The organism is Arthrobacter sp. ok909 (genome assembly GCF_900104405.1).
Lineage (GTDB): Bacteria > Actinomycetota > Actinomycetes > Actinomycetales > Micrococcaceae > Arthrobacter > Arthrobacter humicola.
In genome coordinates, this window is record NZ_FNJS01000009.1 from 115,366 (window position 1) to 134,996 (window position 19,631).

Sequence of the window (19,631 nt, forward strand, 5' to 3'; positions counted from 1 at the left end):
ACCCGGAATGAACGATTGAAGCTATGTCAGGCCCTGTGGGTGAGGGTGCATGGTTTTTACAGGATTTTCGAAGGTACTGAGCGGCCGTAACAATTCCCGCCACAAAACGGCCAGCGGCAATGCAGCCCACGGAGCGTCGATAACGTCCAACGGCCACACGGCCAGCTGAACGGCGATTTGATGGAATACTGGGCCTAGCCAAAGCAGCCCAAGGGCGCCTACGGTCGAGGCGCGGACCATGGGCGAGGAATGGTACTCGAGTAGGTAGGCAAGCACCGGGACTAGCAGTACGCCGTCATAGGTTGCGATGTGCGGGGAGAAAACAACCGTCGTCGCAAGCGTGGTAAGCCATACCAGCACCGGGTCGGCCGGGCGCTTTCTGGTCCTGCATAAGTGAAAAAGCAATATCGCTGCGCCTACTGGCAACGCAGCCACCGTCAGGACCGGTGCTGTCCAACCGGCCCAGGCGGGCGGGAGGAGTCCCTGGACCAGCGATGGCAAGCCGATCATTTTCCAGGCTTGTCCTTGCTGGACCTGCTCTGTGTACAGCGGGCTGGAGAGCGCAGAAACCCAGCGAGCCATGCCGTCCACTCCGACCAAGCCGACCGAGACGCCGGCGAGCAGCGAGAACACTGCCACAAAACCTGCCAGGGCGCGAAAGTTTCGCGTTGCCAGGAGCACTATTGGGACCAGGACAAAAAGCTGCGGCTTCGCGAAACCAAGCCCGAGGATTGCGCCGGCAGAATAGTTATGACCGGCGCTGAGGAAGCGTATGCCCAGCAGCCAAACGGCGAGCACGAAGGCCGAGTCCTGCCCCCCGCCCAGCAGTTCGAAGACGGCCGGTGACGCGAAGACGGCAAGAAGGACCACTTTGCGCTTGTGCAGCATCAGTTGGGGCGCGAACAAACTTAGGCTCAGCGTGCACGCAACCAGTAGGGCCGCACTCACAGCCAGCCAGATCAGAGCGCTCAGGTTGTACGGCATGAGGGCAAGTGGGGCATAAGACGCGGCGACGACAGCAGGTGAGACAAACCAGGCCAGTGTGGTCACGGGTCCGAGCGCCCTCTCTTGGAACGCCTGCTGAACCTGGGGGTCGTAAAGGGCCGCTGGCTCGCCGGCCAGCAGCAGGCCTCCGCCTGTCCAGTGGGCCAGGTAGTCCGGCAGGAAGGGGCCCTGGGCGGCCGGGAGGACCACGCGGGTAACCGAGGAGGCCAGCAGCGCAACGCCGGACATGACTGCAAAGATCATCGGATAAACTCTGAGCCGGTCCGGCGTGATGAAACTGTCAATCCTTTGCACCAAAATAGCGAGCACCTGCCGACCCTTTGTCATGGTCAGTGAGACTACAGGATGGGCAGCCGCACCGTCCTGTTAGCGATATCCGGGTGCTGCTTCTACCCCGAAGTACTCCTCCAGCGTATTGATGCCGCGGTTCGCCATGTCCGTCGCCGCTTGCACGCCGATGTAGCGCAGGTGCCAGGGCTCGTAGTAGTAGCCCGTGATCTCGTGGAGCATCCACGGGTAGCGGACCACGAAGCCGAAACGGTGGGCGTTGGCCTTGGCCCAGACCGCCGCCGGCTGCTGGGCGAAGCACGGCTGGAAGCTGCATGCCCCGCCCCCGTCGCCGATGTCGAAGGACCAGCCGGTCTGGTGTTCGGAGTACCCCGGCCGGGCTGAAACGGTGTCCGCCTCGGCCCGGCCCCGGGTGCGCACGTAGCTGCCGTAAGTCGCCGTCTGTGTCTTGAACGATCGGTACCCGCTGGCCAGGGTGATGATGACGCCGTCGGCAGCCGCGGCACCGAACATCTTCTCCGCCGCTGCCGCCGTCGTGCTGTTCAGCAGTGCCGCCTCGCCGGAGGTGGCCAAGCGGACGGCCGACCGGACGAGGTCCGGTGGCACAAAGGTGGCGGGGGAGAGCGGCCGGTGCTTGTTGACGATTACCCACGGGCTGGTTGGGTCCGTAAGTGACTGCTGCGCCCCCCGCGCTGAGGCCGACGGCGGTGCCTTCGGTGGAGCTGCCTTCGACGGCGGTGCTGCCGCCGGCGTCGGTGGCGTGGCCGCCGCCGTCGTCCTTTCCGGAACGGTTGCCGCCGACGCCGCGACAGTCGGCGCCCCGGTGCCGATACCCGGGCTGAGCCCCGGCGTCGGTGCCGGTATGCCGGCCGGTGCTGAAGCGGGCGCGGACGCCGGGGCCGGAGTGCAGGCGCTCAGGGCCGCGAGGCCGGTGCCTGCCAGCAGGAGGCGGCTGAACGCCCGGCGGCTTGGCGAATCCGGTCCGGCCGACGGCCGTCCGATCGATTCGCCCCCGCCGTGGTAGCACATGTGTGCTAGACCTTCCTCAGCAGCATCCGCCGGATGGAGTGGTCGGCGTCCTTGGTCAGAACCAGTTGCGCCCGGCCCCGGGTCGGGAGGACATTTTCCTCGAGGTTGGGCTCGTTGATGCGCTTCCAGATCTCGCGCGCGGTCTGTTCAGCCTCGGCATCGGAGAGGGTCGCGTAGCGGTGGAAGTAGGATTCCGGCTGCGCGAAGGCGGTGCTCCGCAGCTTGCGGAAGCGGTCCACGTACCACTCCTCGATATACGAGGTCTTGGCGTCGACGTAGATGGAGAAGTCGAAGAAATCGCTCAGGGCGAGGCCCTGCCTGCCGTCCTGCCGTGCCCGGGCCGGGGCCAGGACGTTCAGTCCCTCGACGATCAGGACGTCCGGCCGGCGCACGACCACTTCCTTGCCCGGGACAATGTCATAGGTCACGTGGGAGTACCACGGCGCCCGGACTTCCTCGGCGCCGCCCTTGATCTCGCTCACGAAGCGCAGCAGAGCCCGGCGGTCGTACGACTCCGGGAAACCCTTGCGCTCCAGCAGCTGCCGGCGCTTGAGCTCGGCCAGGGGGTAGAGGAACCCGTCCGTCGTGATGAGCTCCACGTTGGGGGTGCCCGGCCAGCGCCGGAGCATTTCCCGCAGCACACGGGCGATGGTGGACTTGCCGACGGCCACCGACCCGGCAACGCCGATCACGAACGGCGTGCGCTGGGTGGTCTCGCCAAGGAACGTTGTGGTGGCGGCATGCAGTTGGCCGGCGGCCTCCACATACAGGTGCAGGAGCCTCGAGAGCGGCAGGTAGACCTCGCGCACTTCCTTGATATCGAGGGGGTCCCCGAGGCCACGAAGGCGGACCACGTCCTCTTCATTAAGGGGCTGCTCCATCTGGGCAGCGAGCCGGGACCAGGTCTGACGGTCCAGCTCCACGAACGGGGAGACACCTTCCCCGGTCGCTTCATTGCGTTGCAAAGTCACCCTAGAGATTCTGCCCCTCACGACGCCGAGAGCGAAATGGACGGGCCGGTCGGAGCCGGAATGCGGCCGCCGCGGGCCGCCGAGGGCCCGTCACGGCGCAGTACCGGCCCAACACCGCACCCCGCGTCGAAGCGTCCATACGGCCTTGTCCAACGTCCTCCCTCCCGGAAACCCGCTAGGCTTGACCCCATGTGTGGAATCGTTGGATATGTGGGCCACTCAGATGGCCGGGTAAATGCTGGACACAATGCCTTGGACGTTGTCCTTGAAGGATTGCGGCGCCTGGAGTACCGCGGCTACGACTCCGCGGGAATTGCCGTGGTTGCCGACGGCACCATTTCCTCCCGGAAGAAGTCGGGCAAGCTGAGCAACCTGATTGCCGAGCTCGAGACCAGCCCGTTGCCCGAATCGGTCACCGGCATCGGCCACACGCGCTGGGCGACTCACGGCGGCCCGACGGACCAGAACGCCCACCCCCACCTGTCCGACGGCGGCAAGCTGGCGCTGATCCACAACGGCATCATCGAGAACTTTGCCGAACTCAAGCAGGAACTTCTCCGCAAGGGCGTCATTTTCCAGTCCGAGACCGACACCGAAGTGGCCGCCGCGCTGCTGGGCGACATCTACCGGAACCAGATCGGCGCTGACGCGGCCAAGGGCGGCCTCACCCGGGCCATGCAGCTCGCCTGCCAGCGGCTCGAAGGCGCCTTCACCCTCTTGGCCGTCCACGCCGACCAGCCGGACGTAGTGGTCGCAGCCCGCCGCAACTCCCCGCTCGTGGTGGGCCTGGGCGACGGCGAGAACTTCCTCGGCTCCGACGTCTCCGGCTTCATCGACTACACCCGGCGCGCCGTGGAACTCGGGCAGGACCAGATCGTCACGATCACCGCCGACTCCGTGGAGATCACGGACTTCTACGGCGCCCCCGCCGAAGGCAAGGAATACCACGTCAACTGGGACCCGGCCTCCGCGGAAAAGGGCGGCTTCCCGTCCTTCATGGAAAAGGAAATCCACGACCAGCCGGACGCCGTGCTCCAGACCCTGCTGGGCCGCTCCGACATCCACGGCCGGCTGACGCTCGACGAGCTCCGGGTCGACCCGGAACTGCTCAAGAACGTCAACAAGATCATCGTCCTGGCCTGCGGCACCTCCGCCTACGCCGGGCAGGTGGCGAAGTACGCGATCGAGCACTGGTGCCGGATCCCCACCGAGGTCGAACTTTCGCACGAATTCCGCTACCGGGATCCGATCGTGGACGAGAACACCCTGATTGTTTCCATCTCCCAGTCCGGCGAGACCATGGACACCCTCATGGCCGTTCGCTACGCCAAGGAACAGGGCGCCAAGACGGTCTCCATCTGCAACACCAACGGATCCACCATCCCGAGGGAATCCGACGCCGTGCTCTACACCCACGCCGGACCGGAGATCGCCGTGGCCTCGACCAAGGCCTTCCTCGCCCAGATCAGCGCCGCCTACCTGCTGGGCCTTTATTTGGCACAGCTGCGCGGCAACAAGTTCCAGGGCGAGATCAAGGACATCCTGGCCGACCTCGGCAAGATCCCGGCCAAGATCCAGCACATCCTCGACAACGAGGCAGAGATCAAGGAACTCGGACGGTCGATGGCCGATGCCAAGTCCGTGCTGTTCCTGGGCCGCCACGTCGGCTTCCCGGTAGCGATGGAAGGTGCCCTAAAGCTCAAGGAGCTCGCCTACATCCACGCCGAGGGTTTTGCCGCCGGCGAACTCAAGCACGGTCCGATCGCCCTGATCGAGGAAGGCCAGCCTGTATTCGTGGTGGTCCCGTCCCCGCGCGGCCGCGACTCGCTGCACTCCAAGGTGGTCTCGAACATCCAGGAAGTCCGGGCCCGCGGTGCCCGGACCATCGTGATCGCAGAAGAAGGGGACGAGGCCGTCAAGGCGTATGCCGAGCACGTCTTCTACATCCCGGAGACCCCCACGCTCCTGGCGCCGCTGCTCGCAACGGTTCCGCTGCAGATCTTCGCCCTCGCACTAGCCTCAGCCAAGGGATACGACGTGGACCAGCCGCGCAACCTGGCCAAGAGCGTGACCGTAGAATAACGCCATGATCGTTGGCATTGGCGTAGACGTCGTAGACATTGAGCGGTTCGGACGGCAACTCGAGCGCACCCCCGGGCTGCGCGACAGGTTGTTCGTCCCGGCCGAGCGGGAACTGAACACGCGGTCCCTCGCCGCACGGTTCGCCGCCAAAGAAGCCGTGGCCAAAGTGCTGGGGGCGCCGGCCGGCATGAACTGGCAGGACTGCTGGATCGGGCTGGACCAGAACGGCCCCACGGTTCAGGTCAAAGGCACGGTGCTGGCCGTGGCGGAGTCGAAGGGCGTCAAGCGCTGGCACCTGTCGATGAGCCACGACGGCGGGATCGCCACCGCTACCGTAATCGCGGAAGGCTGAGCCGGCCGCCCGGGCAGCACCAGCCTGAGCGCCAGGCATTCCCCAGCGACCGCACCGCGAACGGACTGAAACCATGATCAGCGCCTACACCGGAACACAGGTACGAGAAGCCGAGAAACCATTTCTCGACGACGCCTTGGGCCCCGGTGCGGGCGCTGTTCTCATGCAGCGGGCCGCCTACGGCCTCGCCAACGCCGTCATCAGCGCCTTGCGCGGCCGCGGTCAGCGGCTGTACGGCTCCAGCGTGGCCGTGCTGGCGGGCAAGGGCAACAACGGCGGCGACGGGCTCTTCGCCGCCGCGCTGCTGTCCGGCCGCGGCATGCGGACGACGGCGGTGCTCACCGCCGGCGACGCCCACGACGCGGGGCTGGCGGCCTTCCGGAAGGCCGGCGGACACGCCGTGTCCCTCACCGGGGACAACGTGACCGAACTCGCCGCGATGGCCGGCGGTGCCGACGTCGTGATCGACGCAATCCTCGGGACCGGCGCCCAGGGCGGGCTGCGTGGCGCGGCCGCCGGGCTGATCGAGGCCCTGGGCCGCTCCCGGCCGGACCTCGTGGTGGCCTGCGACATCCCCAGCGGCGTCGACGCGGACACCGGAGAGGCGCACGCACCGGTCCTGGCCGCCGATCTGACGGTCACATTCGGTGCCGCCAAGGCCGGCCTGCTCGCGGACCCCGGTGCCGACTTCGCCGGCCGCGTGCGGGTCATTCCGATCGGAATCGAAGGAGCGCTGCCATGGCCGGCTCTGCGACGGCTTGAGGCCCGAGACCTTTCCGCTCTCCTGCCGAGCCCGGAGCGGCGGGCCCACAAGTACTCCAGGGGAGTGCTTGGGGTGGTCGCAGGCTCCAGCGCCTATCCCGGCGCCGCCGTGCTGGCCTGCAAGGGTGCCCTGGCTGCCGGCGTCGGCATGGTGCGCTACCTTGGGCCGGCGGACGTCGCCGACCTCGTCCGGCAATCCTGCCCCGAGGTCGTGTGCAGCGCCGGCGCCGTGGCCGACACGCACGTTCAGGCATGGCTCGTTGGCTCCGGACTGGATGACTCCGATGAGCAGCAGTTGCAGCGCGCCCGCGACGCCGCAGACTCGGGCCTGCCGACGATCGCCGATGCCGGCGCGTTGCCCGCCTTGCCTGAAGTGCTTGCCCCGCAAGTGATCCTCACACCCCACGCCGGCGAACTGTCCGCATTGCTTGAGCGCCTCGGAGTTTCATTGGACCGTGCCGCGGTGGAAGCATCCACACTCGGCGCGGTGCGGCGGGCTGCGGGTCTGACCGAAGCCACGGTGCTGCTCAAAGGCGCGACGACCCTCGTTGCCTCCCCCTTTCAGGACTTCTTCAGCCAGGCGGAAGCCACCCCGTGGATGGCCACGGCCGGCAGCGGGGACGTTCTGGCGGGAATTATCGGTGGGCTGCTTGCCCAGGTGGGGGCCGACGTCGGGCGCTTCGGTGACTATGGCATCGATCCCGACGCCAGATGGGCGGCGATCGCGGCGATGGCGGCCAGCGTCCACGGCCGCGCCGGCGTGCGGGCCTCCGGCGGGGGACCGGTGACGGCCAGCGGCATTGCCGATGCGGCGCGGGAGGTGATGCGGGAGCTGTAACAATCGGGCGCGTTCAGTGCGCCCGGACAAATACTAATCCTACTTACAAGTAGTCTGTCTAGAGAATATTCGTCACGCACGAGGAGTACACATGGAAGTCTGGCCCGGAACGGCTTACCCGCTGGGAGCCACTTTTGACGGCACTGGCACCAACTTTGCCCTGTTCAGCGAGCGCGCCGAGCGCGTGGAACTGTGCCTCCTGGCTGACGACCTGAGCGAGACCCGGATCGAACTGACCGAAGTGGACGGCTATGTGTGGCACTGCTACCTGCCGCAAGTCCAGCCCGGACAGAAGTACGGCTACCGGGTCCACGGAGAATACGATCCTGACAAGGGCAACCGGTTCAACCCCAGCAAGCTGCTGATGGACCCGTACGCCAAGGCCATTCAGGGCCAGATCGACTGGGACCCGGCGCTCTTTTCCTACAACTTCGGGGACCCCATGTCCCGCAATGACACCGATTCGGCTCCACACACCATGCACGGTGTCGTCATCAACCCGTTCTTTGACTGGGACGGCGACCGCCAGCTGCGCATCCCGTACCACGAGTCGGTCATCTACGAAGCCCACGTCAAGGGCCTGACCGAGCTGCACCCGGAGGTCCCGGAGGAGCAGCGCGGCACGTATGCCGGCGTGTCCCATCCCGCCGTGATCGAGCACCTCAAGAAACTCGGGATCACCGCGATCGAGCTCATGCCCGTGCACCAGTTCGTCAACGACGGCACTCTCGTGGAGAAGGGTCTTACCAACTACTGGGGCTACAACACCATCGGCTTCTTCGCCCCGCAGAACACCTACAGCTCCTCCGGCGACGTCGGTCACCAGGTCCAGGAGTTCAAGGCGATGGTCCGGGACCTGCACAAGGCCGGCATCGAAGTGATCCTGGACGTGGTCTACAACCACACGGCAGAAGGCAACCACCTCGGCCCCACGCTGTCCTTCAAAGGCATCGACAATGCCGCCTACTACCGGCTGGTGGACGGCGACCTGAAGCACTACATGGACTACACCGGCACGGGCAACTCGCTCAACGTCCGGCACCCGCACTCCCTGCAGCTGCTCATGGACTCCCTGCGCTACTGGGTCACGGAAATGCACGTGGACGGGTTCCGCTTCGACCTCGCGTCCACCCTGGCCCGCGAGTTCTACGACGTCGACAAGCTCTCCACCTTCTTCGAGCTGATCCAGCAGGATCCGATCGTTTCCCAGGTCAAACTGATCGCCGAACCGTGGGACGTGGGCCCCGGTGGCTACCAGGTGGGCAACTTCCCGCCGCAGTGGACCGAATGGAACGGCAAATACCGCGACACCGTCCGCGACTTCTGGCGCGGGGAACCGGCCACGCTCGGCGAGTTCGCCTCGCGGCTGACCGGTTCGGCCGACCTCTACGAGAGCTCTGCCCGGCGCCCGGTGGCTTCCATCAACTTCGTCACCGCCCACGACGGGTTCACAATGCGCGACCTCGTGTCCTACAACGAGAAGCGCAACGACGCCAACGGTGAAGGCAACAACGACGGCGAATCGCACAACCGCTCCTGGAACTGCGGCGCGGAAGGCGAGACCGAGGACGACGCCGTACTGACCTTGCGCGCCCGCCAGCAGCGGAACTTCATTGCGACCCTCCTGCTGTCGCAGGGCGTTCCGATGCTCCTGCACGGCGACGAGCTGGGCCGCACCCAGCAGGGCAACAACAACACCTACTGCCAGGACTCGGAACTGAGCTGGGTGCACTGGGATGACATGGACCAGCCGCTGGTGGAGTTCACCGCCGTGGTCAACAAAGTCCGCCGCGACCACCCCATTTTCCGGCGCAGCCGCTTCTTCGACGGCCGCCCCGTCCGCCGCGGTGAGGGTGAGAAGCTCCCGGATATCGTCTGGCTCAACACCGACGGCAAGGAAATGCTGCCGGAGGACTGGGACAGCGGCTTCGGCCGGACCATCGGCGTGTTCTACAACGGCCACGGCATCCAGGAACAGGACTCCCGCGGACGCCGGATCACTGACGACAGTTTCCTTCTGGCGTTCAACGCGCATGACGACCGCGTCGATTTCCTTCTCCCGGCCGAGGAGTACTCGCCGTTCTGGGACGTCGTGGTGGACACCGCCGACCAGGCCGACACGGACCAGCCGCTCAAGGCCGGATCCGTCCTGAAGCTGGCGGCGAAGTCCCTCGTGGTCCTGCGCGCCTACTCGGGCCCGGAAGTTGAGGTGGACTACTCCGCCGCGGCGTCCCTGGCCGCCCGGGCCGAGGCCCCCGCGGAAGCGGCTCCGGCCGCACCCGCTGCAACCCAGGTCCCGGCCCCGGAGGTTTCTGCGGCGCCGGAGGCGGCGCCCGAACCCGAGGTTCCGGCGGCGCCGGAGGCTGCGCCCGAACCGGAGGCCGAGGTTCCTGAAGCCGCGCCCGAGCCGGAGGCCGAGGTTCCTGAAATCGCGCCCGGGCCGGAGGCCGAGCCAGCAGATCCGGCGCCCGAGCAGGATCCGGCTCCGGCCGAGCCTGATCCCGCACCGGCGAAGGCGGCCCCGGCCAAACGCGGCTCGTCCAAGGCGGCCGCGAACCCGAAGGCGGCTCCCGCCAAGAAGCCTCGGTCCAGGAAGGGCCCTGCCTCATGAGGACGCCCGTCTCGACGTACCGGCTCCAGATCCGGCCCGGCTTTACCCTGCAGGACGCCGCGCAGACCGTTCCGTACCTGAAGTCCCTGGGCGTGGACTGGATTTATCTTTCGCCGATCCTGACGGCGGAAAAAGGTTCGGACCACGGCTACGACGTCACGGATCCTTCCGCCATCGATCCGGACCGGGGCGGCGCAGCCGGCCTGCTGGCGGCCTCCGCCGCGGCCCGGGAAGCCGGCATGGGCGTGCTCGTGGACATAGTGCCCAACCATGTCGGCGTCGCGACCCCGGCCCAGAACCCGTGGTGGTGGTCCCTCCTGAAGGAAGGGCAGCACTCCCGCTACGCCCAGGCGTTCGACGTCGACTGGGACTTTGGCGGCGGCCGGGTCCGGATCCCCGTGCTCGGGGGGGACTCGGACGTGGACGCGCTGGAGATCCGTGACGGTGAACTGCGCTACTACGACCACCGCTTCCCGCTCGCAGAGGGCACGTATACCGCAGGTGACTCCACCGCCGATGATCCCCGCGAGGTCCACGGCCGGCAGCACTACGAGCTGATCGGCTGGCGCCGGGCGGACAAGGACTTGAACTACCGCAGGTTCTTTGCCGTCAACAGCCTGGCCGGGATCCGGGTGGAGCTGCCTGAGGTCTTCGATGAAGCCCATGCTGAAGTTGTGCGGTGGGTCCGGGAGGGACTCGTTGACGGGCTGCGGATCGACCACCCGGACGGCCTCGCCGACCCGGAAGGCTACCTGCGCCGGCTGCGCAAGGCCACAGACGGCAGCTACCTCCTGATCGAGAAGATCCTGGAACCGGGCGAGGTGCTGCCGGCCGGCTTCGAGTGCGAGGGCACCACCGGCTACGACGCCCTCGCGGACGTGGACCGGGTGTTCGTCGACCCCGCCGGCCAGGGGGCGCTCGACGCGCTCGACGCCGAACTGCGCGGCGGGCAGGCTGCCGACTACGATGACATGATCCGCGGAACTAAGCGCAGGATCACCGACGGGATCCTGCACTCGGAAATGCTCCGGCTGGCGCGGCTGGTTCCGGCTGCTGCGGGGCTGGCCCAGGACGCCGCGGCGGATGGTCTCTCCGAGATCATCGCGGCGTTCCCTGTCTACCGCAGCTACCTGCCCGAAGGCGCCGACGTGCTCCGGGGGGCCTGCGGCCTGGCTGTCCGGCGCCGCCCGGACCTCGGACACGCCGTCGGAATCCTCCTTCCGCTGCTGCTGGATGCCGACGCCGAGATCGGCATCCGCTTCCAGCAGACCTCCGGCATGGTCATGGCCAAGGGCGTGGAAGACACCGCGTTCTTCCGGTACACCCGGCTAGGCACCCTGACCGAAGTGGGCGCCGACCCCACCGAATTCTCCGTTGCCCCGGAGGAGTTCCACACCCGGATGGCCCGCCGCCAGGCCGAGCTCCCGTTGTCCATGACGACGCTCAGCACCCACGACACCAAGCGCAGCGAGGATACCCGCGCCCGGATCTCGGTCCTGGCGGAACTGGCGCCGGAGTGGCAGGCATCCCTCCGGCGGCTGCAGAAGCTGGCACCCCTGCCGGACGGGCCCCTGGCAAACCTGCTGTGGCAGGCCGTCGCAGGGGTATGGCCTGCGGACCGCGACCGTTTGCAGTCCTATGCGCAAAAGGCCGCCCGCGAAGCCGGGAACTCGACCAACTGGATCGATCCGGACGAGGCCTTCGAAGCGAAGCTGGCCGCCGCCGTCGACGCCGCCTTCGACACCCCTGAGGTGACGGCTGAGCTGGAATCCCTCGTGGCGCTGCTGGCGCCGTACGGTGCCGTCAACTCGCTGGGTGCCAAACTCGTCCAGCTCACCATGCCCGGGGTGCCGGACGTGTACCAGGGCACCGAGTTCTGGGACCGGTCGCTGACGGATCCGGACAACCGGCGGCCGTTCGACTTCGGTGAGCGCCGGCGCGCCCTCGCCGCGCTCGACGCCGGTGAGCGTCCGGCGTCGTTCCTGGACGACGCGGCGAAACTCCTCGTCACCTCGCGGGCCCTGCGTCTGCGCCGGGACCGGCCGGAGCTGTTCACCGGGTACGTGCCGGTCACGGCCACCGGCGCCGCAGCAGCCCACCTGCTCGCCTTTGACCGCGGAACCGCCTCAACCCCGGGTGCCCTCACGCTTGCCACCCGGCTGCCCCGGGGACTCGAGCAGCGCGGCGGATGGCAGGACACGTCCATCCGGTTCGCCGCCGCCATGACCGACGAACTGACCGGCAGCACCTTCGGCCCGGGCCCTGTAGCGGTGGGGGAGATCCTGCGGGACTACCCCGTAGCCCTGCTTGTGCCGGCGGCCTGACGTATTCCTGCGTCGGTATTCCTAAAAACGGTATTCCTGAAGAGCTGATTCCCCGGACAGCGGAACGGAGCATGACGATGACCTTGCCTGCACACGGAAGCGCGCGCTTCGACCTCTGGGCGCCGGAAGCGGGCATGGTGACGCTGCTTGCCGATGGTCGGCAGTACCCCATGGCCCGGCGGCCCGTCGGCGGCACTGACGGTGACGGTTGGTGGACCGCCCCCGGAGCGCCCGCCTCCGGGGACGTGGACTACGGGTACCTGCTGGACGGGGACTCCATTCCGCTGCCGGACCCGCGCTCCCGCCGCCAGCCTGCGGGCGTGCACGCACTTTCGCGTACCTTCGACGCCGGCCATTACCAATGGGCGGACGGTCAGTGGGCGGGACGGGCACTCAAGGGCGCCGTCATCTACGAACTCCACGTGGGCACTTTCACCCCGGAAGGAACGCTGGACGCCGCGGCAGGAAAGCTGCAGTACCTGGCGGAGCTGGGCATCGACTTCGTGGAACTCCTGCCGGTCAACGGGTTCAACGGCACCCACAACTGGGGCTACGACGGCGTCCAGTGGTACGCCGTCCACGAAGGCTACGGCGGACCCGCGGCGTACCAGCGCTTCGTGGACGCCGCGCACGGGGCCGGCCTTGGCGTGATCCAGGACGTGGTCTACAACCACCTCGGCCCCAGCGGAAACTACCTCCCCCGGTTCGGGCCCTACCTGAAGTCGGGGGAGGGCAACACGTGGGGCGACTCCGTCAACCTGGACGGCCCGGATTCCGACGAGGTGCGCCGCTACATCCTGGACAACGCCGCGATGTGGCTGCGCGACTACCATGTGGACGGCCTGCGGCTGGATGCCGTGCACGCCTTCAAGGACGAGCGCGCCGTGCACCTCCTGGAGGACTTCGGCGCGCTCGCCGACGCCGTCTCGGCGGAGACGGGCCGCCCGGCCACCATGATCGCGGAATCGGACCTGAACAACCCACGCCTTCTCTACCCGCGGGACGTCAACGGCTACGGGCTGGCCGGGCAGTGGAGCGACGACTTCCACCACGCCGTCCACGTCAACGTCAGCGGAGAAACCACCGGCTACTACGAGGACTTCGACTCACTCGGGGCGCTCGCCAAGGTCCTGGAATGCGGGTTCTTCCACGACGGCAGCTACTCCAGCTTCCGCGGCCGGCACCACGGACGGCCCATCAACCCGGCCCTGGTCCACCCCGCCGCGCTTGTGGTGTGCAGCCAGAACCACGACCAGATCGGCAACCGGGCCACCGGCGACCGGCTGTCCCAGACCCTGGGCTACGGCCACCTCGCGCTCGCCGCCGTCGCCACCCTGACGTCGCCGTTCACGCCCATGCTGTTCATGGGCGAGGAGTACGGGGCCAGCACCCCGTGGCAGTTCTTCACCTCCCACCCGGAACCGGAACTGGGCAAGGCGACGGCCGAAGGCCGGATCAGGGAGTTCGAGCGCATGGGGTGGGACCCCGCAGTCGTGCCCGATCCTCAGGATCCGGAAACCTTCACCCGGTCCAAGCTCAACTGGACCGAGGCCTCCGAGGGGGACCACGCCCGGCTCCTGGAGCTGTACCGGGCGCTGATCGCGCTGCGCCGCACGACGCCGGACCTGACGGAGCCCGGGTTCCAGGACACCGTCACCGAGGTCAGCGAGGAAGAAGGCTGGCTGCTGTTCCGGCGCGGCGGCACCGAGGTGGCGATGAACTTCTCCGGCGAGGCGCGGCGCGTCCCGGTCAGCGGGGGCGCCATCGCCCTGGCCACCGACGACGGCGTGCGGCTGGATCCGGGTGCCGACCGCACTACGGGTGGGGAGCAGGCCTCCGGTCGTCTCCATCTCCCCGGCCACAGCGCCGCGATCCTTACAAACTAGGGCAGGATATGACGTATGACTTATTTGGCAGCTGATACCCGCTATGACTCCATGCCTTACCGCCGCGTGGGGCGCAGCGGCCTGAAACTTCCGGCCATCTCCCTGGGCCTGTGGCACAACTTTGGCGATGACAAGCCGTTCGAGATCCAGCGCGCCATCCTGCGCCGCGCCTTCGACCTCGGCGTCACCCACTTTGACCTGGCCAACAACTACGGCCCGCCCTATGGCAGCGCCGAGACCAACTTCGGCCGTCACTTCAAGGACGATTTCAGGCCTTACCGCGACGAACTCATCATCTCGACCAAGGCCGGCTACGACATGTGGCCCGGTCCCTACGGCAACTTCGGTTCCCGCAAGTACCTGCTGGCCAGCCTGGACCAGTCGCTGGGCCGGATGGGCCTGGACTACGTGGACATCTTCTACAGCCACCGCCCGGACCCGGAGACGCCGATGGAGGAGACCATGGCTGCCCTGGACCAGGCCGTGCGCTCCGGCAAGGCGCTCTACGCGGGCATTTCCTCCTACACCCCGCAGCAGACCCTTGAGGCAGCCCGGATCCTGAAGGAGCTCGGCACCCCGCTGCTGATCCACCAGCCCAGCTACTCCATGCTGAACCGCTGGACGGAGAACGGCAGTCCCAACCTCTTCGAGGCGCTGGAGCAGGTGGGCGCGGGATCCATCGCGTTCTCGCCCCTGGCCCAGGGCATGCTCACCGACCGCTACCTCAAGGGCATCCCGGCCGACTCCCGTGCCGCCCAGGACAAGTCCCTGGACGAATCGATGATCACCACGGACAAGCTGGACCGCGTGCGCGGCCTCAACAGGATTGCCGAGGGCCGCGGGCAGACACTCGCGCAAATGGCCATCGCCTGGATCCTGCGGGAGCAGGGCAAGGGCTCGTCCGTCACGTCCGCGCTCGTTGGCGCGTCCAGCGTCCGCCAGCTTGAGGACACCCTGGCCGCGATCAAGAACCTGGAGTTCGCGGCCGATGAGCTGGACGCGATCGATGAGTTCGCCGTCGACTCCGACATCAACCTGTGGGCCCAGAAGTAGCCCGGCCCGTCACGTAATCCAGCGGACCAGTCAGCTTCGCCGGGACCGCGGGAACAACCGCGGTCCCGGCGGTGTTGATTAGACTACTAAGGGCGCCTTACGGCGCCGTGTCCGCCTGCCGCCCGCACAACTGATGCAGTACAACAGAGTGCGGCCGCGCCGGTCACCCTTTCCTCAAAGGAGTTCCGTGTCTTCACATCCGATTCGTGTTGCAATCGTCGGCGTAGGTAACTGCGCCACTTCGCTGGTCCAGGGCGTCCAGTACTACAAGGACGCCGACCCCACGGCCACAGTTCCGGGCCTCATGCACGTGCAGTTCGGCCAGTACCACGTGGGCGACGTCGAGTTCGTCGCCGCATTCGACGTCGACGGCAAGAAGGTCGGCCAGGACCTGTCCGCCGCCATCCTGGCCAGCGAAAACAACACCATCAAGATCGCCGACGTCCCGCCGACCGGTGTCACCGTCCAGCGTGGCCCGACCCTGGACGGCCTCGGCAAGTACTACCTCGAGACCATCGAGCAGTCCCCGGAAGAGCCGGTCGACGTCGTCCAGGCCCTCAAGGACGCCAAGGTTGACGTCATGGTCTGCTACCTCCCGGTCGGCTCCCAGGAAGCCGCCGAGTTCTACGCCCAGTGCGCCATCGACGCCGGCGTGGCGTTCGTCAATGCCCTGCCCGTGTTCATTGCCGGCACCAAGGAGTGGGCGGACAAGTTCACTGCCGCCGGCGTGCCGATCGTGGGCGATGACATCAAGAGCCAGATCGGCGCCACCATCACGCACCGCGTCATGGCCAAACTGTTCGAGGACCGCGGGGTCACCCTGGACCGCACGTACCAGCTGAACGTCGGCGGCAACATGGACTTCAAGAACATGCTGGAGCGCGACCGCCTCGAGTCCAAGAAGATCTCCAAGACCCAGGCCGTCACCTCCAACGTCGAGGCCGAGATCGCCCCCCGCGATGTCCACATCGGCCCGTCGGACTACGTCCAGTGGCTCGACGACCGCAAGTGGGCCTTCGTCCGCCTCGAGGGCCGCAACTTCGGTGACGCCCCGGTGTCCCTGGAATACAAGCTCGAAGTCTGGGACTCGCCCAACTCCGCCGGCGTGATCATCGACGCCATCCGCGCCGCCAAGATCGGCCTGGACCGCGGCATCGGCGGCCCGCTGGTCTCCGCGTCGAGCTACTTCATGAAGTCCCCGCCGGAGCAGTTCAACGACGACCTCGCCCGTGAAAAGGTCGAGGCCTTCATCCGCGGCGACCTGGAGCGCTAACCCCTCCCGCACCGCATAACACCCTGACGCTCTCGCACGTTTGGGGTGTTTGAACACGACGCTCCCGCACCTGTGGTGCGGGAGCGTCGTGGGTCCGGGGGGCCCACAAGACGTTTCCTCGCGTGCTGCCGGTACCGTCCCGACCTTCTCTCACGTTGTGCAGGGATTTGCGGATCGCACCCTCACATTGCGTTAGTAAAACCAGCCTCGGTCCGCGGACTGAGGTACGCGGTGCGGAGAATTCGCTTGATCTTGGCGGTGGCGCCCGCGAAGCCGTCGGCCAGGTCGCCTTTTGTCAGGACAAGCACGGTCCATCCCGCTGCTTCGAAGGCCTTGTCACGGCGGTGGTCGCTGAAGATCTGAGCGGGGAGCAAGTGGTGCCCGCCGTCGTACTGCACGGCCAACCGACGGCTGCGATACCCAAGGTCCGCCGTCGGGGAGCCCGGACTATCAGGACGGAGCGGGAGCTGCAGCTCCGGCTCTGGGAGACCGGCATCGCATATCGCCAGACGTAGCAGTGATTCCGGACCTGAATCGGATCCCACTCGCATCAAGTCCAGGGCAGCCCTGGCGCGGACAATTCCCTGCAGATTGGGATGTCGGTTCACCATCGAGCGCAGCCCTTCGATGGTTGCGAAGGGTTCGCTCCGTCCCTCCAAGCCGAGCCGGGGAATTCGCAGGAGCTCGTCGCCCATGCAGACCAACTCGGACAGGCTCAAATGCCGGGCTAGGTCAAGCCACGTTCGGGGACGTGTGCTGATCCGGATACCGTCCGCAGTTTCGACCTCGTCATCCAACGCCAAAACCGTGTGCCCGACGATGCCTTTTCGCCGGACCTCAGGCAGGGCCCGGGGCTTGCTCAGGTGCAGTTCCTCAGAGTCCGACAGCCACGGAGGCAAGAGCTGGCAGCGAAGCCTGGCGGCCGTGACGTGCGAGATCCAGGCGCCGGGCGAGGCAGCGGACAGAGCCCGAGCTGCCGTCTCCAACTCGAAGCTCCATTCAGCGGGCCGGTAGAGACCCCGGCTGATGTGAAGGACGTCTGACTGTCTGAGTCTGTTTCTCGGCACCCCCAAGGACCCGGCAGCGGCGATGGTGAAAGGTTCTGCACCGAGTGGACGTGGAAGCTCCGATCGCATTTTCATTCTGGCATTGTGAACCCATTTGAAAAGTCGTGCAGAAGTTATCCACAGATGTCCCTGATCGAGTTAAGGCGTTAGTCGGGAGTGCCGGCCCTACCGGCACCAGCGTTGTGCAGGATGTGAGGGAGCGTCGGGTTGGGGGATGCAGGACGTGAGGGAGCGTCGGGTTGGGGGATGCAGGACGTGAGGGAGCGTCGGGTTGGGGGATGCAGGATGTGAGGGAGCGTCGGGTCAGAAGAGGCCTACGGGGTTGCCGGAGTCGTCGACGTCCATCCGCATCGCTGCCGGGACCTTGGGCAGGCCCGGCATGGTCATCACCGCGCCGGTGAGGGCCACGATGAAGCCGGCACCGGTCTTGGGGATGAGGTCCCGGACGTGGACGGTGAAGCCTTTGGGGGCGCCGAGCCGGGTGGCGTCGTCGGTGAAGGAGTACTGGGTCTTCGCCATGCACACAGGCATCCCGGACCAGCCGTTCTTCTCGATCTCGGCCAGCCGTTTGAGCGCCGGCACGGAGAAGTCAACGCCGTCGGCCCCGTAAACCTCCTGCACGATGGTCCGGATCTTGTCCTCGACGGACATGTCCAGCGGGTACAGGTGCCGGAAGGCGTGCGGGGCGTCCAGCGCGGCCGCCACCTTCGCCGCGAGCTCATCCCCGCCGTCGCCGCCTCCGCCACGGCCCCAGACATCGGCCACCGCAGCCTGGACGCCCTCCGCGGCGCACCACTCAATCAGCCAGTCCAGCTCCTCGGCGGTGTCCGTGGCGAATTTGTTGACCGCCACGACCGGCACGATGCCGAACTTCTCCACGTTGCGGATGTGGCGCTGGAGATTGGCGACGCCGGCGGCCAGCGCCTCCACGTTGGGCTCCTTGAGCCGGTCCTTCGCCACGCCGCCGTGCATCTTGAGCGCCCGGACGGTCGCCACGAGGACGACGGCGGACGGGGCGACGTCGGCCATCCGCGCCTTGATGTCCATGTACTTCTCGGCACCGAGGTCCGCGCCGAAACCGGCCTCGGTGACCACGATGTCCGCCAGGCTGCGGGCCGTCTGGGTGGCGATCAGGGAGTTGCAGCCGTGGGCGATGTTGGCGAAGGGTCCGCCGTGCACGAGTGCCGGTGTGCCGGCGATGGTCTGCACGAGGTTGGGCTTGATCGCGTCCTTGAGCAGCATGGTCAGGGCGCCCTGGACACCAAGATCGGCCACGGTGACGGGCTGGCGGTCGTAGGTGTACCCGAAGGTGATCCGGCCCAGCCGCTCGCGCAGATCGTTGAGGTCCGTGGCGAGGCAGAACACCGCCATGATCTCCGAGGCCACGGTGATGTCAAAGCCGTCCTGCCGCGGGATGCCCTGGGCCGGGCCGCCGAGGCCGATCACGACTTCGCGCAGGGAGCGGTCGTTCATGTCCAGGACCCGCTTGAACGTCATCCGCCGCGGGTCGATGTTCAGTTCATTGCCTTGGAAAATGTGGTTGTCCACAAGGGCCATGAGCGCGTTGTTTGCCGAGGTGATGGCGTGGAAGTCCCCCGTGAAATGCAAGTTGATCTGGTCCATCGGCAGCACCTGGGAGTAGCCGCCGCCCGTGGCGCCGCCTTTCATGCCAAGGATGGGCCCGAGCGAGGGTTCGCGCAGCGCGATCATCACTTTGTGCCCGGCTCGGGCCAGGGAATCGGCGAGCCCGACGGTGGTGGTGGATTTGCCCTCGCCGGCCGGGGTGGGGGACATCGCCGAGACGAGCACGACTTTTCCAGGGGTACGTGCGGGGGTACGCAACGGCGTTCCAGCGGCAGCGCCCGCTGCGACGTTCAGCTTCGAAGGGTCGATCTTGGCTTTATAGGGTCCATAGAGCTCCAGCGCCTCCGGGTTGATGCCGGCAGCCGCCGCGATCTCCCCGATGGGCTTCATGACGGCCCGCTGGGCAATTTCCAGATCGCTGGGTACGTTGTTCCCGGCAGTGGTGGTCTCAGACATCGTTGTCCTTCGGCTCGTGGCGGCGACGGGCGTCCCGGGCCGGTGTTGCC

General features: G+C 67.0%; 13 protein-coding genes. 8 read left to right on the forward strand and 5 right to left on the reverse strand.

Annotation, left to right across the window (positions count from 1 at the left end; all coding sequences use genetic code 11):
* Positions 1–21 precede the first annotated feature (21 nt).
* Genes BLR03_RS09745 through coaA form a run of 3 tightly spaced genes read right to left on the reverse strand, consistent with a single transcriptional unit; the run spans position 22 to position 3,293 of the window.
* The gene (locus tag BLR03_RS09745; RefSeq protein ID WP_091252049.1) at positions 22–1,332 is read right to left on the reverse strand and encodes a glycosyltransferase family 87 protein; all 1,311 of its coding nucleotides are present in this window, start codon (positions 1,330–1,332) and stop codon (positions 22–24) included.
* A 39-nt stretch (positions 1,333–1,371) separates the two neighbouring features.
* On the reverse strand, positions 1,372–2,322 hold the full coding sequence (locus BLR03_RS09750; RefSeq protein WP_091252051.1) for a M15 family metallopeptidase: 951 nt from the start codon (positions 2,320–2,322) through the stop codon (positions 1,372–1,374).
* Between the two features lie 5 nt (positions 2,323–2,327).
* Positions 2,328–3,293 (reverse strand): type I pantothenate kinase, encoded by a 966-nt coding sequence (coaA, locus tag BLR03_RS09755; protein ID WP_091252054.1) that lies wholly within the window; start codon positions 3,291–3,293, stop codon positions 2,328–2,330.
* 189 nt (positions 3,294–3,482) lie between these two features.
* On the opposite strand from coaA, the gene glmS reads away from it, so the two are divergent.
* The 8 genes from glmS (at position 3,483) to BLR03_RS09795 (ending at position 16,474) form a co-directional block, all read left to right on the forward strand.
* Positions 3,483–5,375 carry a glutamine--fructose-6-phosphate transaminase (isomerizing) gene (gene glmS, locus BLR03_RS09760; RefSeq protein WP_091252056.1) on the forward strand — a complete coding sequence of 631 codons (1,893 nt, stop codon included), beginning with the start codon at positions 3,483–3,485 and terminating at the stop codon, positions 5,373–5,375.
* 4 nt (positions 5,376–5,379) lie between these two features.
* Complete coding sequence (locus BLR03_RS09765; RefSeq protein ID WP_024366340.1) at positions 5,380–5,727, forward strand: holo-ACP synthase; 348 nt, start codon at positions 5,380–5,382, stop codon at positions 5,725–5,727.
* 73 nt (positions 5,728–5,800) lie between these two features.
* Positions 5,801–7,327, forward strand: coding sequence for an NAD(P)H-hydrate epimerase (locus tag BLR03_RS09770; protein ID WP_091252058.1), 1,527 nt, complete (start codon positions 5,801–5,803; stop codon positions 7,325–7,327).
* 91 nt (positions 7,328–7,418) lie between these two features.
* A complete protein-coding gene (gene glgX / locus BLR03_RS09775; RefSeq protein WP_254788352.1) occupies positions 7,419–9,938 on the forward strand; it encodes a glycogen debranching protein GlgX in 2,520 nt (839 codons plus the stop codon).
* Entirely contained in the window at positions 9,935–12,262 is a 2,328-nt protein-coding gene (treY, locus tag BLR03_RS09780) for a malto-oligosyltrehalose synthase (RefSeq protein WP_091252060.1), read from the forward strand. Before glgX ends, treY begins: the two co-directional genes overlap by 4 nt.
* A 77-nt stretch (positions 12,263–12,339) precedes the next feature.
* Complete coding sequence (gene treZ, locus BLR03_RS09785) at positions 12,340–14,148, forward strand: malto-oligosyltrehalose trehalohydrolase (RefSeq protein ID WP_091252118.1); 1,809 nt, start codon at positions 12,340–12,342, stop codon at positions 14,146–14,148.
* Between the two features lie 15 nt (positions 14,149–14,163).
* Positions 14,164–15,201, forward strand: a complete 1,038-nt coding sequence (gene mgrA / locus BLR03_RS09790; RefSeq protein ID WP_091252062.1) for an L-glyceraldehyde 3-phosphate reductase — start codon at positions 14,164–14,166, stop codon at positions 15,199–15,201.
* 187 nt (positions 15,202–15,388) lie between these two features.
* Positions 15,389–16,474: an inositol-3-phosphate synthase gene (locus tag BLR03_RS09795; RefSeq protein WP_091252064.1), complete on the forward strand. Its 1,086-nt coding sequence runs from the start codon at positions 15,389–15,391 to the stop codon at positions 16,472–16,474.
* Positions 16,475–16,656: 182 nt separating this feature from the next.
* Here BLR03_RS09795 and BLR03_RS09800 read toward each other — a convergent pair whose 3' ends face one another.
* A complete protein-coding gene (locus BLR03_RS09800) occupies positions 16,657–17,460 on the reverse strand; it encodes an endonuclease domain-containing protein (RefSeq protein ID WP_368086958.1) in 804 nt (267 codons plus the stop codon).
* 384 nt (positions 17,461–17,844) lie between these two features.
* Positions 17,845–19,581 (reverse strand): formate--tetrahydrofolate ligase, encoded by a 1,737-nt coding sequence (locus tag BLR03_RS09805; RefSeq protein WP_091252068.1) that lies wholly within the window; start codon positions 19,579–19,581, stop codon positions 17,845–17,847.
* Positions 19,582–19,631 lie beyond the last annotated feature (50 nt).

What these genes read in the sequence shown, in the direction of transcription:
- BLR03_RS09745 (WP_091252049.1), bottom strand. Translation starts at nt 1,332, where the DNA reads ATGACAAAGGGTCGGCAGGTGCTCGCTATTTTGGTGCAAAGGATTGAC.
- glmS (WP_091252056.1), top strand. Translation starts at nt 3,483, where the DNA reads ATGTGTGGAATCGTTGGATATGTGGGCCACTCAGATGGCCGGGTAAAT.
- BLR03_RS09765 (WP_024366340.1), top strand. Translation starts at nt 5,380, where the DNA reads ATGATCGTTGGCATTGGCGTAGACGTCGTAGACATTGAGCGGTTCGGA.
- mgrA (WP_091252062.1), top strand. Translation starts at nt 14,164, where the DNA reads ATGACTTATTTGGCAGCTGATACCCGCTATGACTCCATGCCTTACCGC.
- BLR03_RS09770 (WP_091252058.1), top strand. Translation starts at nt 5,801, where the DNA reads ATGATCAGCGCCTACACCGGAACACAGGTACGAGAAGCCGAGAAACCA.
- treY (WP_091252060.1), top strand. Translation starts at nt 9,935, where the DNA reads ATGAGGACGCCCGTCTCGACGTACCGGCTCCAGATCCGGCCCGGCTTT.
- treZ (WP_091252118.1), top strand. Translation starts at nt 12,340, where the DNA reads ATGACCTTGCCTGCACACGGAAGCGCGCGCTTCGACCTCTGGGCGCCG.
- BLR03_RS09805 (WP_091252068.1), bottom strand. Translation starts at nt 19,581, where the DNA reads ATGTCTGAGACCACCACTGCCGGGAACAACGTACCCAGCGATCTGGAA.
- BLR03_RS09750 (WP_091252051.1), bottom strand. Translation starts at nt 2,322, where the DNA reads ATGTGCTACCACGGCGGGGGCGAATCGATCGGACGGCCGTCGGCCGGA.
- glgX (WP_254788352.1), top strand. Translation starts at nt 7,419, where the DNA reads ATGGAAGTCTGGCCCGGAACGGCTTACCCGCTGGGAGCCACTTTTGAC.